Source organism: Neobacillus sp. NPDC093127 (assembly GCF_044754175.1).
In the GTDB taxonomy this organism is placed as follows: domain Bacteria; phylum Bacillota; class Bacilli; order Bacillales; family Cytobacillaceae; genus Neobacillus.
Window position 1 is genome coordinate 23,274 of record NZ_JBIVOP010000034.1, and the last position, 16,316, is coordinate 39,589.

Here is a 16,316-nt window from a genome sequence, read left to right on the forward strand (position 1 = left end):
AAGGAAAACCTCTGGATGGTACCTTGGATAGCGCCTACTTCAGTTTCATAAATTGAAAATAACTTTTCCAACTACTTATAAAATTCATGATAATCTCCCTTAAATTGAAAGTAGCACATCCTTTGAAAAATAAGACATTTTTACGATTATTTTATCATGACCGTAAGATATTCCAATATTTTTAACATATTACCCCAATATATCATTACAAATTTACCAATAAATTTGTAATACGGATGACAATTTACCTAATATTTACTATAATAATAGGAAAAATATAGGTATAGTTGGAGTGGATACAGTGGGTTTATTTCATGATATAGGGAAGTTTTCCGGTAAAGTAGCAGGAATAGTGATTGGTGGACCAATTCAAGTAGTTGGGGAACTAACAGGATTAGATTTAATTGAAGATATCGGTAGAGGAGTACAAAAAGCTTCTACATTTGCCGGGGAAACTGTTGGAACGTTTACGGATGGAGCCGTTGGAACCGTTTCGGGGATTATCCAAGACGATCCGAGCAAACGCGATGAAGGTTTAATTAATATGGGAAATGCAATAGGAACAACTGCTAAAGGGGTCTATACGACTGCCAAGACCACGCTAAAAAATGGCGTTGATGTCATCGGTGGAGCTATGGATGGAGATATGAATACTGTAAAAAGAGGTGCGGCTGGCATCATAAAGACGGTAGCCGTTGGAGCACTCGCAATCGGAGTAGTAGATTTAGTCGATGAAGCAGATGGAATAGACCTAGATTCTGACGTTGCAGACACCAATATAGATTCTGATCCAGGGGTCCACCATGTAGATCCACACTATGTCAATGGATATGTTCGCTCCGATGGCACAGAGGTTAGTGGCTATTGGCGTGATGGGGATGGAGACCCCAATACTCATTTAACTGCTGAACAAGGTGGGGGATACATACGAACCAACCCTGATGGAATAGAAGAAAATAACATTGGATAGATACCAAAATAGAATGAACCCAAGCTTCCTAACTGATTAACAGATTGGAACCCCACAGGACGAGGTTTCTATCCCTCGTCCTCCAATAACTATAAAACCTAGCAATCTACGACAAACTTTGTTTGATAGCAGGCACCGGAATTACCTAGCCTATCAGTTTCATCAAATATGCCCTTAAGGCATAATATCACTCATGTATCGAGTACGGATATTTATTACAATTTATTAAGTGTAAATCCTGAGGGGCGTTCCGGGTGTTATTATATATCATTTTAAACTTTAGCTGGGTAGGGTCTATATGCACAAGTTGAGTGGGGGTCTAACCCACTGGTCCCTCTATCAAAATGCATTACTTAAATAGCGAGAGCTGCTGTGATACAACAGTTTTCAATTCTTCTCGTAAGACGTGAAGCTTCTTCTGATAAAACCGTGGATAGACATCCAACAGAATATATTCTAATTCCTCTTTCTTTAGTGAACGAAGAACGCTTTTTCCGCCCCTTCCCCTTACATCTGTGTTGAATTTTCTATCAATCTGTTTGTAAAAGGTATTCAGTATTAAAGCACCGTTCTGATGATTAGTATTCTTGGTTGATATAAATAAAGCAATATGGTTAACAGCTTTCCGATATCGTTCTAGCACCTTTTCCTCGCTAATCTTCCCATCATCATTTCCCGCTTCCTGATTGTAGTTATGGGTGGAAACGATTCCCCAGTTCCGCTTCTTGTAGAACTCATATGCCTCATGTTCAAATCGGAAAAAGTCTTTTCTTATTAGTCCTGGTTCATCCATTTTCTTCAATATAATAAACTTGGTTCCTTTATGCAAAAATAATTTTGTCCGTCCCAGGTTATCTAAATGATATGGAATCCGAATCAGATGCTCAATCCATCGAATAAGAAAGTTCCGTTGTGTTTCCCCTATATAGACCAGATTTAAATCTTTATTAATGATCGCATAGATTCCCTTGCTCAAAAGGTCGTTGCTCATATAATTCTCCTCCTTCACTTTACATCTATTTTATCTAACCCAGAAATTGTTTGGTATAGACTATAAAAATTGGATTAATATTAGTAGGCCAATCTATCATATAGTAGCAAGATAAAACAGGCGGTTAATCTTACAAATTTAGTAGTAATAGGACATGGGGATATCATTAGTGGAAATGAGTAGAATCAGAGATTTAGAGGATAAAATGCTGGCTGCTATGGGCGAAACCCCGAAATTCGTAAGCGCCAAATATCCCTTATCCTTGTATTTAATTTTTATTGAAAACATGGTATTCTTTATTAAGAACAAAGAAAATATTTTTAGCTCAAACACATTGATTTACTAATATACATAGTTAAGTTTATAAGGGCTTCTACTTTAGAAACGTTAAATAATTTTTAATTGTCCTCCAATGACCATTCTATTAATAAAAAACAAATTGAAGATGAAGAAAATGAAAAATTAAATTACCTTAGGATGGATGGGTGTAAAATGAAGAAATATTTAAGTTTATTTTTAGTATTTTCTTTGGCTGGATGTCAAGGTAATAAGGAAGTTAAAGAGATTCTCGCTACTCCTCAGCAAGTTACATCGACAAATAAAACGACAGAACAAATCGTTCTTGAGAAAACTCAACCACTGGCCGACTACTCTAAACTTATTCTGCCTTATCAGGAGAGGTTAAAAAGTAACTTAGAGCAGTTCAATCTTATAGTAAATTTAGGCAGTAGCTCCCCAACCTTTAAAGCAGATCTTGATGCAAATTGCAAGGAGCTTCTCCAGATTGTATCAGAAATTAAGGCATTAGATGTAGGGAAGGATGAGGGTGTAAGGAGTGTCTTTTCTATGTTCTCACTCGCTATGAACGAGTACCAATATGTCGCATATTTCTATCCGCAGGCAATTAGTAACAGTAATTCTCTAGAAATACAAAATTCCATATCGGCTATGAAAAAAGCGGGGGATTATATCAAACAGTCAGAAGCAAAATTTCTACAGCTAACAGCTGAAGCCCTGACTCATAAATAACAAGGTAGTCATTCATTAGAAAGCCACAGGGGCAGTTCTGGCGGCCTGCTTCGTTCATCTGTTGTTTGAAATAATCCACCAGATCCGTCCCCATGTTCTGCACTGATTAGGTCGTCATATTAAAATGGGCTATTAAATTATTGGTCTTCGGGTTTTTCATTAAAATATTGTTGAATCAGTTTCTGAGTTTTATTGAACTTTTCTAATAAAAAATCTGATTGTTGTTTAGGTAACTTATTAATAATTGATAGACCAGATTCTAATTGCCCAATAAATTGATCTACAGTCCGGTTAATTCCTCTATACCAAATTTCAATTATTTGTGTATTTATTTCGCCATTTAAAAGTGCAAATGTAGCTACTTGCTCTGAATTTATTAAATTTCTCTCATTTCTATTTTTTATAATATTATTTATTACCTGTTTCTGATCCTCTTTATTTAATCGGTTTAATTCTTCTGATAATGTAATTTTTTGTATATCAGTGACGTGATTGCTATTAATATTCCCTTCATTGATTTCATTCTCAAATTCTTTTGTTACTTCGTCTTTTAAGTTGATACACTTTAATTTGTCATGAGCAGTTGGATAAATTTTCTTGATTTTTTTGTTAATTGATATAAGTTGCATTTCACTTCCATCACTTTTATCAATTTGTATTACTGTCTTATGCGCTTTTCCTTTTTTAGTGCTAATATCCTTCGTAATTACAAAGCACATTTCTTTATATATCTGTTTTTCAGAATTATCGAGAGAATTTACTTCGTTTAATGATCCATTTACCTTATCCTGCTCCATGTAACTCCCCCCCTTTTTACAACTTATAAGAGAGAGAGATTGTCTTAGAACCTAAATCCAGGTAAAAAGGACTGCTTTTTGTAATTTTTTTCGAACCACTATTGCAATGCTCACTACCGACTTGGACTGAACAAGACATCTACGAAGGTTCAAGGAAAATCATAATAGAGTTCTTCAAGGACTAAGCGAATGTTTTTAAATTCAACAAGAAAACTCCTCTATATTGCAAAATAGTAAGTAGAGTAGTTTTCTTGTTGGTAAAGTGCAAGCACAACCTGGTAAATTCTTTGTCAATGAGTGGCACAAAAGATGGCATATGTGGTAAATTCCTATGGCCGTAATCAAGGACTTTTCCATGCTTCAGGAGTCATTGTTTCCTTTTAAACTTACCTAAGTGGAAGCCTTTTGAGCGAACCCTGCTATAATACTCTGATTCTACAATTCTCGACATATATCGGGTGGTGACTAGGCACCCGGAATTAAATAGAGGCATTTGATTATTTGGAGTTAGGTTAGGATGAAACTGAAGAAGTTCCTGACCTTCTAAGTGCTGAACCACTTCCTCGATATGCTGAACAACAATACAGTCCAAATCTTTCAGCATATGTAGTGGAATTGTAGGATCATAGGGTAGATAAATTTTCTTTAGGCCAAGTCCTTTGGCAGAAATCAAAGCCGGTAACATCCCATCAGCCTTCACAACCATCCCATCAAGAGACAATGCGCCAATAAACGCAGTATCCATGGGAATTTTCCCCTTAATCATATTTAGTTCCTTTAAAGCAGCAATCGCAATTGCAAATCAAAAAGCGGCCCATTTTTCTTTTGTTCTGCGGGCGAGAGATTAACTACTATCTTTTGATCCGTGACATCTACATCAAAGTGACCAAGTGCTGCTACTACACGTTCCCTCGACTCCTTTACCGAGGCATCTGGCAAACCCACTATAACCATTGATTCGGTACCAGGTTTTATTCTTACCTCTACCTGCACACAGTAGCCCTCAAGACCTTTCAAACCAATACTTATCGCTTTTACCGTCATACTAAATTACCTCCTGCTATTTCTGGTCTAACCTTGATACGTTCAATTGTGTTTAGAACTTGAAGGGGTAATATTTACTGACCCTTCAACAAATTTTCGGTAATTTTCTTTTTGTGGTTCAGGGAAGTGTGATAATATTTTTATGGTTGTAACATGAGGATTTGCGGAATCCGATATATACGCATTATAGCTGCTCCACCGGTAATCTCTAGGTGACTTCACCATCTTTGCTTCTACGGGGTTCAAATGAATATATCTGCTAACATCTAATAGATAGTCTGAGGAATCAATAAGCTCAGCTCCATACCTACCTTGAAAAACATGCCCTACTAAGCGATGTCGTTTATTAAAATACATCGCATACCTTGAATTAAGCATTTTCATCATATCTTTTGGATGATGGTGAATGGTTTCTATTTGAAGATGAATATGATTGGTCATGAGGCAATAGGCGTGGAGATTAAAGGGATAATAACTGCGGGTTTCTTCTAGTAGTTGTAAATAGGCATGACGATCAAAATCATCATAAAAAATAGAGGACCTCCGATTACCCCGGTTCGTAATATGATACTTAGCACCAGGAAACCAAATACGGTGATTTCTCGACAACTGATGATAGCACCTCTCTTTCTATCTAAGTTTCTTACCCAATACATTATTCAACAACAACTTCTAAATTCCTACCAAATTCGATCATAAAATATGACAAATTGAAGAACAAAAAACAGAGAGGTCAGCTCTCTGTTTGGATTTCACACTTTACCGCATTAAACTTTAGCTGGTTGGGATCTGACTCTAATATCTTGACTCTTACGTATATTTATTAATATAATGGTTATATAATAAAAAGACTGAGCACAGAAACGCTCAGTCCGAGTAGCAACTACATGCCGCTTGAAGAGCGACTGGCCTATTGAATATGTTTCGATTTTTTGAAAAGAAGTAACAAGCCTATTCCTTTGGCGGGAGAGGGGCGGTTACTTCTTTTTTCTATTGGTGACGAGTGCGATGATTGCCACAATTGTTGCAAACGTTGTGGCAAGGAAAATGCCAAATTGAAATAGCATGTTCATTGCTTCGTATGTCACCATTTTGAACACCCCCTTTCTTACAGGGAGTGCCAACCGCCCATCCGCTTTATGTAGTTGCTAGATTAATATTATCATATTTCTTTTCAAACCACTCAAAATATATAAACGAATGTTTCTGATATATATTCAAACAGGTACTCATTCTTTCGGTCGGCTTGTACCAGAAACCTGGGATTGCAACGCTCTGGTACTTGAACATTGCATTTAAGTAATTGTAACAAGGTACCTTTTTCCCGCTGCTTTAAATTGATTGAAAGCAAAACCGAGACAAATCCCCTCCGTTTTACTACCGCACTTTACTGCGTTAAACTTTAGCTGAGTGGGGGTCTGACCCCGAAATTCTTGACTTTATTCTCATCGATGTCCACACAGGTTACTTGATGCCCGGCTTCGGAAAACATACCCCTGCCACTAAGCCGACGCAACCTGTCCCTGCTACTGCTATTTTATACATTGTCACGCTTCCTTTGCTTCCTTTACTCTTGTTTTAATAAATCTCTACCATTTCTTCTATTAAAATAAATAAGTCCATTAGCAAAATGAATTGTTAAATCGAAGCATTTTGGTCGACCCTAGCCTTTTCCCCTCAAAAACCATAAATAGGAGGTGGAAGGAGGTGGCGGCAATGGCGCAGGCATTTAGGAACTTACAGATTTATAGAGGTAAGTATGAGTAGCGGGGGTCTGACCCCAATGTCCATATTCTTTATCAAATAATTATTCAACAACAACCTCTAAATTCCTACCAAATTCGATAAAATGTTTGGACAAATTAATGAACAAAAAAACAGAGAAGGACATTTCCCCCTCTGTTTACCCTTTTCGCTTTACCGCTTTAAACTTTTATCTGAGCGGGGGTCTGACCCCGAAATATTCATACTATACCGCTTTAAACTTTTGCTAGGTGGGGGTTCTTTCTGACCCCACTTGGCCCCTGATCAATTCTTCCGTGTATGTCGCCTCTTTAACCCAGCTTTCGGTAGGTTACGATACTTCACTTGGCACGAGATCAGCTCTATAAGAGTAAATTTATCATTTACTTCGGTGATTTGTAGCTGCCAATTAAACTTCTTCAGTTCAACTAGTGGCCAAAACTCCATTTTCCAACTGGTCTGCCGTCCTGAAAGTTCAATAATAGCCAAAATCACCTTTTCTAAGCCCAACAGTCATCACATTAGTATCAATTGGTAATTAATCACCTTGAGCCACGCCTGACTGCGTTTCCCGACCTATTACGTGAATCCTTCCTCTTTAAATTTATACCTTCTAATCCTTACTGCTGGATCAACTCGAAGAATGCGGAACCATGCCCCTCAATATATTGACTTTTTTTTATTATTAGATTAAGTTTTATTAAATTATCTTTTTTATGGTGCAATGATAACTCCTCCGCCAACCCCAGACAATGCAAAGGCTTCTTTTACTTTAGTGGTATTAGTTGCGGCTTCACCATAAAAAGCATCCAGTGCTTCAATAAACCAATCAGTGCCTTCTGAAATTGTATATCCTTTACTCTGTAAATTATTAATAGCGGAAGTTATCATATCCTTTTTTTGGTAAGTGCTCATTTTCACCCAATCATCACCATCTGCAATTGAAAAATTTGTATCTGGTCCAGTAACATTAGTAGTAGCTTCACTATTAGGATTAAAGTTATTTGTTTCTGAATCAGGAGTAGTTGTCCCTCCAACAGACGTAGAGTCGTTTACCAAAGAACCATCTTCATCATATTCCGCTTTATATCCTAATCGTAAATTTATAATATCACCATCCTCCTCACTATAATCCATTGAGTAGTTTTCTTCAGAAGTTGAAAATTCAATTTCTGATATATAGCAAATATAATCCTCTCCGCATTTTAACGCCCCACCATTATCTTTATAAACTTCCCTTATAACAATAATTGCATGGGCCAAAAAATCATATTGCTCCTTTTTGTCTAATTTTTCAAAAGTATCATTTAACTTTCCTTCTATGTTATAAACAAAGCTTTCTTCGTCGGATATCCTAGACTTAGTATATTTAGGACTTGATAGATATTTAGACAACGTTTTATCTGAAGTTAAAGCATAAATCGAATCATCCAACTGTATTTCAATATCTTCCTCTGAGTTGATATTCTTATCATCAACCCCACCACATCCTGAGATAAACAATAATAAACCAATAATAGATAATACTAAGAATAGATGTTTTTTCATGTTGTATTCTCCCTTAAGCATTAAAATTGTCCAAACGTATGACTATAGTAATATATCATATATTTTTTGAATTTGTTCAAAATAGTTCCAAAAGAGGTTCAAATTTATTTTAAGGAAATTTTAAAAATTCCCAATTCGGGCGCCTGTCACCGCCCGAACTTTCGCAATGGCTAGAACCATACAAACGTTTATTTAGAAATGCTGTAGAATGCCATGACTCTGTGCCGCTTGTGTCAAAGGTGAGAGCCACAGTGGAGTACAGGCAAGCCACCAAGAAGAAGTATTCTTCCAACGGTCAGAGGAAACTTGTTGTCGCTTTCCATGGAGCCTCTACGGGCATGGCTCCCAGCCAAAAAGCCAGCATTTATAGGGCTGGCTAAGTCTACAAGACTTTCATGCCCGCCTCTCCATAGAAAGTGCACGTCACCTCAGTTTTACTTTTTTGGTGGATCCATCGATGGCGGAGATGGCTCTGAAATCTGTCCGAAGCGGCACTGAAATATGGCAAATGTGGCACTTTTACATGGTTGTAAACAATGATAGAAACCACGCCAGATAGGGATTATTGCAGTTTAGCGGTCAAAAATTTTGTCCCTTAAACAAACATTTATTTAAATGGCTACAGAAGTCAGTGAAATCAACAATTTCCCGCTTTAATTTGAAAAATAATTAGAGAAAGTTGGTATATTATCTAAATCCGCTCCAGCATAATAACCTTCTCCCTTCAGGAAATGACACCCCTCGCTACCATCCCCTCAGAAAAACAAATCAAACGTTTGATTGAAAATGGCTTAAGCGGACATTATTGCTACATTTAACCCTTCAAGCTGCTAAAAAGCTTGTCTAGAACGGGCTTACTAGTAGTTACTTTGTGCGGATAGGTTCAACATCAATACCGGCAGAGGTGGTACTTTCAGGTGACCGTATACGATTGCGAACCATTTAACTATCATGCTTTATCGCTTTAAACTTTTATCAAAGCGGGGGTCTGACCCCATAGCCATCAAGTTAAGATAAAATACTGGTTTAATTTAGTATTTTTATAGTATCCTTCCATTGAGAAATCAATGGAAGGATTTTTATATGAACCAAATCTTAAAAGACCCGTTTTTTTATGAATTATTGAAAGATATTCAAGAACATTGTTCCACTTCTTCTTTAGAAGAGTTAGCACGGGAAACCGGATTTTTAAAGCGAAAAAGACAACTAACTCCAGAAGCCTTTCTTGCCTTATGTGTTCTGAAGGCACAGCCTGGTGGTCGTTCGTCCTTGGGACCCTCATTTTGAAAACCATCTAACTATCAGTGAAGAAGGACTGAATCAGCGATTTTCGACCAAGGCGGTCTGTTTTTTAAGAGAGCTATTGTGTCGACTCGTTCAGTCTAGATTTTCTAAAAGAGATCAGCCATTACTTAGCCGGTGCTCATTTTCGCGCATCCGAATTTTGGACTCGACTGCATTCTCTCTACCAATGCAATTCCTAGAAGGGTATGCTGGTCCAACTTCCTCCGGGGTAAAAGTCCAGTGGGAATATGATTTGTTATCAGGTGACTTTTTATATGGCGGGGTACGTGAAGGTAACGAAAATGATGCTTCTTATGCAAAGGAAACGATAGGAAATATAATGCCGGATGATTTATTCATTCGAGATCTTGGATATTTCTCAACGAAGTTTTTGGAAGAGGCCGATCAACGTGGAGCTTTTTATGTAACAAGATTCAAATCAAACATGAAAATCTTTCGAAAAGAAAACGGAGTTTTCCACGAATTAGATCCAGTTCAATTAGGGGAAAAGCTGCTTCCCGGCGAAAGTTTGGAGTTACTTGATATCTATTTAGGCGCAGAGCGCCAGTACATACCTCGCCTTTCTATACATTGTTTAACGGAAGAGCAAGCGGTACGTAGACAGAGAAAACAGAAATGGGTTCAAAAGAAAAAGGGCAAGGCTCTGACCAGCCGCACCCTCCAAAAACAAGCATATAACTATCTGTTCACCAATATACCACAGGAAGAAATCAGTCCGCAAGACCTTTACCTACTGTATTCACTTCGCTGGCAGGTGGAAATTTTGTTTAAAACATGGAAGTCTCATTTTCATTTAGACAAAGTTAAAAAAATGAAGAAAGAACGGTTTGAATGCCACTTATATGGTGTCTTAATTGCCATCTGGATTAGCATGCGTTTTACATTCCAGGCACGACTTTACCTCTACAAAAAAAAGGATATGGAACTCAGCGAGTTTAAAACGATGGGAATTATTCGTGAAATTTTGCCACAAATGATTCTAGCTCAAACAGATCGAATGGTCTTAATCCATCAGTTCTATACCATCTTAATTCGGCATGGAAAAAAGGCTCGTAAAAAGGGAAAGCCAACTGAGCTCGATATTCTAAAAATGCTTGGCATCATATAAATGATTAAACAATAATTTTTTTAAAGTCTCCTTTAGAGGCTTATTTCGTCATGCATTTTTTTGTAGATTTAAAATAATGACAATAAAAGTACTAGAAATACGGAGTGTTTTATCCTTATTCTGTAATTTAATTCATTAACTTGATGGCTATGGGGTCTGACCCCGAAATTCCTGTTCAAAATCGGATTTTAATATTATTGAATTAATTCCTATTGAATATGCTATAATGGACTTATACGTGGCATTTCTAATTAGAAATAGCTACTTTACCAACAAAAAAACCAGAGTGCTGGAACACCTGGTTTAGACGAATATGTTGGCCCTATATAGAGCTTTTTGGCGAATAACTATCTTCATCTGGAAATGAAGATAGTTATTTTTTTTGAACTAAACCAACTATTGCCACAGTCAGGGTTAAAAAAGTCAACATTAATTGAAGACTAGCAACAATAATTCCAAAGGTTTCGGCGTTCATCTTATCACCCCACTTTCCAATGGGAGTGACCAACTAAATTCGAATATATCCATAGTTTAAAACATACTACGAATATATGGCAAAGACCTCCAGGACCGTAAAAGAGGTCTAGATTAGGGTAACCTAAGGCTTTTAGGAGCATGTGACTCCCCTAAACGCCAAGAGGGGGACCTTTGAAAATATTTTTTCTCCCCTAATTTGATTCCCCTCTTCGGAAGTACTTCACTATCTATTACCCTCTATTTTAGCATACTCTTGATCCCAGCGAATAAGTTCTTTATCATTCGAGGTTCGGTGTGACTTTGCCATCGCTAACACATAAATAGATTCCAGCACGTTTGTTTTCCCTTGGGCAATGACGGGATGGGGGTCTGACCGCGAAATTCCGAAGCTCGACTCATTTGGATCTCTCTTTGTTAATTAAGGATTTAAATTATTGTTTGGGTTTCCATCTGGATTGCTACGAATGTAGGGTCTTACATAAGTCCCATCCTTCCTATAATAACCCTTAACCTGATGATAGCCAGGATTTTCGTTATTCTCCACAGCAGGCCCTATTTCATAGGGAGTATTATGATAATCTTTGCCATCATCCGCAGAAATTTTAGACCACATATCATAAATCACGTAACCAGGAATAGATAACATAAGGCCAAAAAGGGAAATAGTGAATAAGAAAGTAGCAAGGAAACCGACTGGTTTCTTTAAAAATTTATATCTGCCGGATAGTTTGTCGGATAATCTAAGAAGCACCTCAATTAGACAAAAAATCATTACAAACGAAACTATAACAATTGCAACAGATTTCATTCAAATATTCTCCAATATGTTTTATATATCCATTTTAACATATGATTTTCAGATTGTTGAGATTAGTTGAGTGACATCAAAAAACTGATTTTTGATCAAATAAAAACATTATCTTTTAAAAGGGGCAAAATAAAATAATAAAATCTAAACCTCTGTTCTAAAAATATATCAATAGATTGAGTAGATCTATCTAGTAAGAGCGTGTTCAAATAGGGTAAAAACAGAGAGACTAGCCCTCCGTTGAGCTTTAACGCTTTAAACTTTAGCTGAGTGGGGGTCTGACCCCATAGCCATCCAATCTTTACCCAACTTGAATATAGGAAAACTAAGCGTCACAACGAATCATTGGAGGATTCAGTTCTACTTTCCAGGACCTGATTTTAGGTATAATGGAACTTTTATTTCAATTGATGGTTCGGAAATTGATCAGTATTTAAAGGCTTATTTAGATAATTGGAACACTTTTATAAAATTAAAAGAACTAGTTTCAAATACTGGTGGTGAAATGACGAAAGTAGGTGAACAGAATATGTCAATTAGGGCTGGAGGATTCTTCGAAGGAGTTTGCATCCGTCACCACTATCTTCCAGTTAGCACAAAGGAACAACTAGAAAAAGTCATTGCTGATTTAAAATGGGCTAAAAAAAGGGCTAATGAAGTTATGAACCTTTTAAATCAGATTTAATAATGTACAAAAATATCTAATTAGAAGACTTTAACAAATATCACACACAGAATTGTCTAACCTCATAATGACAACATTAAATATATAGCTGATTCTACAGAAAGTATTAAAGACTAAATGATGATAATTTTGTAGAGGATTTGCAAAAAGAGTAAATAGTAGCAATGATATAAATCGGACTAGTGTTAGAAAAGCTACAGAAGAATATTTAAAGAAAGCTGCAGCTTGGAATAAGGATTAAAATTAAACATTTAACAAAAGATTAGATGCTAGTCTTTAACTGTAAGGCAGGTTCCATGCCGGTGCTTCAATTTTCCTTTACGTTATCTCTTTTTTTGCAATACTCCGCTATATTCATTGAGTTCGTTTCCCTCACGATAAAAAACTTATCTTCACTGTTCCAAAGTACAGAGTATTTTCCATCTCCAGGTGGATATTATCAGCTGAAATACGAGTATTTTTCCTCCATTTATCAAACGTATCTTTAGTTATAACTTACACTGGGACAGTTCTTAGGGTATTTACATGTGGTAAGTTCCGACAATAGAATCGTTCCCCATGATCCTATGACCGATATCCAACTCCTTGTAAGATATTTTTTTCCTCACTTTGTATCGCTTGTAAGCCATACTTTACTCTACTATGCGAAAAGACCTGCAGGTTCTCCCAAGTTGCCGTAACATATCAATGTGTAACGTGCCAAGGTCAACGTCTCCGAGAAGGTTCCTATCCTCTTGCCATATACGATGATTGAAATGATGCTTTCTGCACAGATCCAACGCATCAGTCCTTCTGAATTGGGTTTTCGAAGCTCAATCCCTTCAACCTTACAGCTTTCAGCCCATTTCCTAACTGTCTACGCTTAAAAACAACGGTTATCCGCTGCCCTTAAAGAATCGCTACGAGTGAATGGCTAGTCCTTACTCGACGGGCTTCGCACAAGCTATATGTTACGACCTAGGCTCGGCCACACAACTTGACCCAAATGTCCCGACCAGCCTCATAAACACTAGTATTTTAGCACTAATTCTACAATTCTCAACATAAATCGAGTGGTGACTAGGCACCGGAATTACAATAATATTTAGGTATTTTTTACTATTTATTTTCAATATTATATTGAAAATTTAAACAAATGATATTAGTATTATCTTTAATGGTATCAAATACCAAGATTAGAGCTTGCCTTCATAATTTAGTAAATTTGTTGATTGCTATTAGACCCTTCTTTACAGGATATTTCATTACCTTGTCCACCAGCTTAAATTGATCATAAAGATTTTTTACCTCTTAGATAATCCAAATCAAAATTTCTAACAACCTATTAACCTAAAAAACATCCTTTCGAAAACATACAATTTTTCAATTAAATGATTCCTAAAATTCATTTTAAACAATTGAATCACTCATCCAACCATATACCAACCATATTATTTAGAGTTTTAAAGAAGGTTCTGTTATTTATTTTATAAACAATATTCAAAACCTATAGTCAATTTGTAATATCGTTTATTAAGGACTCCTACTTTTGTTGGAGGAAACTATTGGTGGGTATAAAAGTACTTATCCCATCTGTTAAATATCAAGATTCTCATTGATTTGAGAGGGGGGAGTTAACATCACTGTATGAAAATCATTACTAGATAGACTAATTAGTAATGTAAAGAGAGAAAGGGGACTATATTTGTCAAATAATTCAGAAATCAGTTTTAGAGAAATATTACTTGTATTAATTATTAAGACAGGGGGGATTTGAGAGGTTGGTATTTAACCATTTTGAGTCATTTCTAGTTAATACTAAATTAACTAGAATTTATAAAGGAAGGGAAGATAAATTGAAAATGAAAAAAAGGACAAAAAAACCTTTGTTGAGTATGGTTTTAGCTGTGGTATTGTTGTTAGCTACCTTCCTACCAACAGGATTCATCAATAAGGCCCAAGCTCAAATTGCAGATCATGTTGTGATTAGTCAGGTGTATGGCGGTGGAGGAAACGCCGGTGCCCAATACAAATACGACTTTATTGAATTATATAATCCAACTAACCAGCAAGTTTCACTTGAAGGATGGTCAGTACAATATGCTGGAGCCACCGGTACATCTTGGTCAGTTACTAAACTATCAGGAACTATTAAAGCTCATGGATATTATTTAATACAAGAGGCTTCTTCTGGAAGCACCGGATTAGATCTCCCTACTTCAGATATTCTACCTGTAGGTAATCTCAACTTATCTGGTACTACTGGGAAAGTAGCATTATTCAATAAAACTACTGCAGCTACTGGATCAACCCCAACTGGATATATAGATTTTATTGGTTATGGTACTACCGCAAATGCTTATGAAGGATCAGGTGCAGCTCCTACCTTATCTAATACAACAAGTGCTCACCGTAGACCGAATGCTACCGAAAATCCTTCACTTGGAAAAGGAAATGGTTGGGATACTGACAATAATAAAAATGATTTTGTTGCACTTGCACCCAACCCAAGGAACTCCGCTAGTCCAATAGAGCCATCTATTGATGTCATCGCACCTGATGCACCTGTTGTGGATCAAGTTACTGATGCAGATGAAGTAATTAGAGGAACCGCTGAAGCAGATTCGACAGTGGTCGCGAAGGTAAATAATCTAATAATCGGTTCAGCAAAAGCTGACCAAATAGGACATTTCGAAATCCAAATTACGAAACAAAAATCGGGAACTACAATTTTTGTAACTGCAGCGGACGCAGTTGGAAACGTTAGTATTGCAAAAGAGGTAGTTGTTCAACACAAAATTACTCAGGTAGCTCCTGTTAAATCCAACGTTGCTCCTGGAGTAGTTTCCGCTGGGATAAAAATCGAATTGTCTACTTCTACCGAAGATGCAACAATTTACTACACAACTAACGGTAATAAACCAACGGAGGCAAGCACTAAATACACATCACCTATCTTAATTAACCAAGACACTACAATTAAAGCATTGGCAACAGCAACTGGTTCAGAAGATAGCGATATTGCAACTTTTAATTATACGATTCTTGATGAAACTGCACCTGAAGCACCAGTTGTAAATCCTATTAGAGATTTTGAGGTTATGATTACAGGAACTAGTGAAGCGGACGCTAAGGTAGTAGCTAAAGTCAATGGTAGCATCATTGGTTCAACTACAGCTAATCCAATAGGTCAATACAAAATCCAAATTCCAAAGCAAGTAGCTGGAACGAAAATTGCAATAACTGCTATCGATGCTGCTCAAAATGAAAGTGCAGCCACTGAGGTTATTGTTCAACATGACAATAGTGTAGCCTTAAGTTGGACTGAAGATTCTTCTTCTGCACTATTTACTAATGGATATTGGTATAAAGATTCTAGTCAACTCTATACCGATAATTCATCTATCCATACTTATCAAAAAGGTGCTTCGGCTGAATTAACGTTCTACGGCAGTGGGATTCGGTGGATTGCTCTAACTAGCCCTTGGTATGGATTAGCAGATGTTTACATTGACGGAGTATTTGTAAAAGAAGCGAATCTTTTTTCAAACAATATTCGTTACTCTCAATTAGTATTTGAAGACCTGTCTCTTGAAAAAGGTATTCATACTATTAAACTGGTAAACAAAGGTTTGGTTGGTAACGACTTAGGTAAAGGGGTTTATATTAATATCGATGCAATTGAAGTTATTGAATCAAAGGATATTACGGCTCCTACTATTCCAACCTTATTAATGGAAAAAAAATTAGCTTTGAATAAATCTAGTCTTTCATGGAATTCCAATAAAGACATCGATTTAAAGGGATATAACATATACCGTTCATTAGACAA

Annotated in this window: 12 protein-coding genes and 3 pseudogenes; 6 read left to right on the top strand and 9 right to left on the bottom strand. The window is 36.6% G+C overall.

The features are described 5' to 3' along the window. The first annotated feature begins 301 nt into the window (after window positions 1-301). Window positions 302-970, top strand: coding sequence for a hypothetical protein (locus tag ACIQCO_RS26805; RefSeq protein WP_400435082.1), 669 nt, complete (start codon window positions 302-304; stop codon window positions 968-970). 349 nt (window positions 971-1,319) lie between these two features. Here the strand turns inward: ACIQCO_RS26805 and ACIQCO_RS26810 are convergent, their stop codons facing one another. Continuing rightward, on the bottom strand, window positions 1,320-1,961 hold the full coding sequence (locus ACIQCO_RS26810; protein WP_400435084.1) for a GIY-YIG nuclease family protein: 642 nt from the start codon (window positions 1,959-1,961) through the stop codon (window positions 1,320-1,322). A 492-nt stretch (window positions 1,962-2,453) separates the two neighbouring features. Between ACIQCO_RS26810 and ACIQCO_RS26815 the strand changes: the two genes are divergently transcribed. Further along, window positions 2,454-2,990 (top strand): hypothetical protein, encoded by a 537-nt coding sequence (locus ACIQCO_RS26815; RefSeq protein ID WP_400435086.1) that lies wholly within the window; start codon window positions 2,454-2,456, stop codon window positions 2,988-2,990. A 137-nt stretch (window positions 2,991-3,127) separates the two neighbouring features. On the opposite strand, the gene ACIQCO_RS26820 is transcribed toward ACIQCO_RS26815, so the two are convergent. The 6 genes and pseudogenes from ACIQCO_RS26820 to ACIQCO_RS26845 all read right to left on the bottom strand — a co-directional run bounded on the left by ACIQCO_RS26820 (window position 3,128) and on the right by ACIQCO_RS26845 (window position 8,122). Continuing rightward, window positions 3,128-3,787 carry a hypothetical protein gene (locus tag ACIQCO_RS26820; protein ID WP_400435088.1) on the bottom strand — a complete coding sequence of 220 codons (660 nt, stop codon included), beginning with the start codon at window positions 3,785-3,787 and terminating at the stop codon, window positions 3,128-3,130. 367 nt (window positions 3,788-4,154) lie between these two features. Then, a pseudogene (locus ACIQCO_RS26825) lies at window positions 4,155-4,831 on the bottom strand (magnesium chelatase domain-containing protein). Between the two features lie 42 nt (window positions 4,832-4,873). Beyond that, complete coding sequence (locus ACIQCO_RS26830) at window positions 4,874-5,440, bottom strand: transposase (RefSeq protein WP_400435090.1); 567 nt, start codon at window positions 5,438-5,440, stop codon at window positions 4,874-4,876. Window positions 5,441-5,808: 368 nt separating this feature from the next. Then, window positions 5,809-5,922: a putative holin-like toxin gene (locus ACIQCO_RS26835; protein ID WP_400435092.1), complete on the bottom strand. Its 114-nt coding sequence runs from the start codon at window positions 5,920-5,922 to the stop codon at window positions 5,809-5,811. 323 nt (window positions 5,923-6,245) lie between these two features. After that, window positions 6,246-6,376 (bottom strand): annotated as a pseudogene (locus tag ACIQCO_RS26840) (2-dehydropantoate 2-reductase N-terminal domain-containing protein); the annotation flags it as partial. 912 nt (window positions 6,377-7,288) lie between these two features. After that, complete coding sequence (locus ACIQCO_RS26845; RefSeq protein ID WP_400435094.1) at window positions 7,289-8,122, bottom strand: hypothetical protein; 834 nt, start codon at window positions 8,120-8,122, stop codon at window positions 7,289-7,291. A gap of 1,083 nt (window positions 8,123-9,205) precedes the next feature. On the opposite strand from ACIQCO_RS26845, the gene ACIQCO_RS26850 reads away from it, so the two are divergent. Together ACIQCO_RS26850 and ACIQCO_RS26855 are read left to right on the top strand one after the other, a co-directional pair. Next, window positions 9,206-9,409, top strand: coding sequence for a hypothetical protein (locus ACIQCO_RS26850; RefSeq protein WP_400435096.1), 204 nt, complete (start codon window positions 9,206-9,208; stop codon window positions 9,407-9,409). Further along, a complete protein-coding gene (locus ACIQCO_RS26855; protein ID WP_400435098.1) occupies window positions 9,378-10,535 on the top strand; it encodes an IS4 family transposase in 1,158 nt (385 codons plus the stop codon). The genes ACIQCO_RS26850 and ACIQCO_RS26855 overlap by 32 nt, the downstream gene beginning before the upstream one ends. Before the next feature lie 709 nt (window positions 10,536-11,244). Here the strand turns inward: ACIQCO_RS26855 and ACIQCO_RS26860 are convergent. Continuing rightward, window positions 11,245-11,364: pseudogene (locus tag ACIQCO_RS26860) on the bottom strand (DNA replication/repair protein RecF); the annotation flags it as partial. A gap of 66 nt (window positions 11,365-11,430) precedes the next feature. Further along, window positions 11,431-11,820 carry a DUF3892 domain-containing protein gene (locus ACIQCO_RS26865; protein ID WP_400435100.1) on the bottom strand — a complete coding sequence of 130 codons (390 nt, stop codon included), beginning with the start codon at window positions 11,818-11,820 and terminating at the stop codon, window positions 11,431-11,433. 310 nt (window positions 11,821-12,130) lie between these two features. Here ACIQCO_RS26865 and ACIQCO_RS26870 point away from each other — a divergent pair, with 310 nt between their 5' ends. Beyond that, a complete protein-coding gene (locus tag ACIQCO_RS26870; protein WP_400435102.1) occupies window positions 12,131-12,505 on the top strand; it encodes a hypothetical protein in 375 nt (124 codons plus the stop codon). A 1,760-nt stretch (window positions 12,506-14,265) separates the two neighbouring features. Next, window positions 14,266-16,316, top strand: a 2,051-nt coding sequence (locus ACIQCO_RS26875; protein WP_400435104.1) for an Ig-like domain-containing protein, incomplete at its 3' end; no start/stop codon positions are given.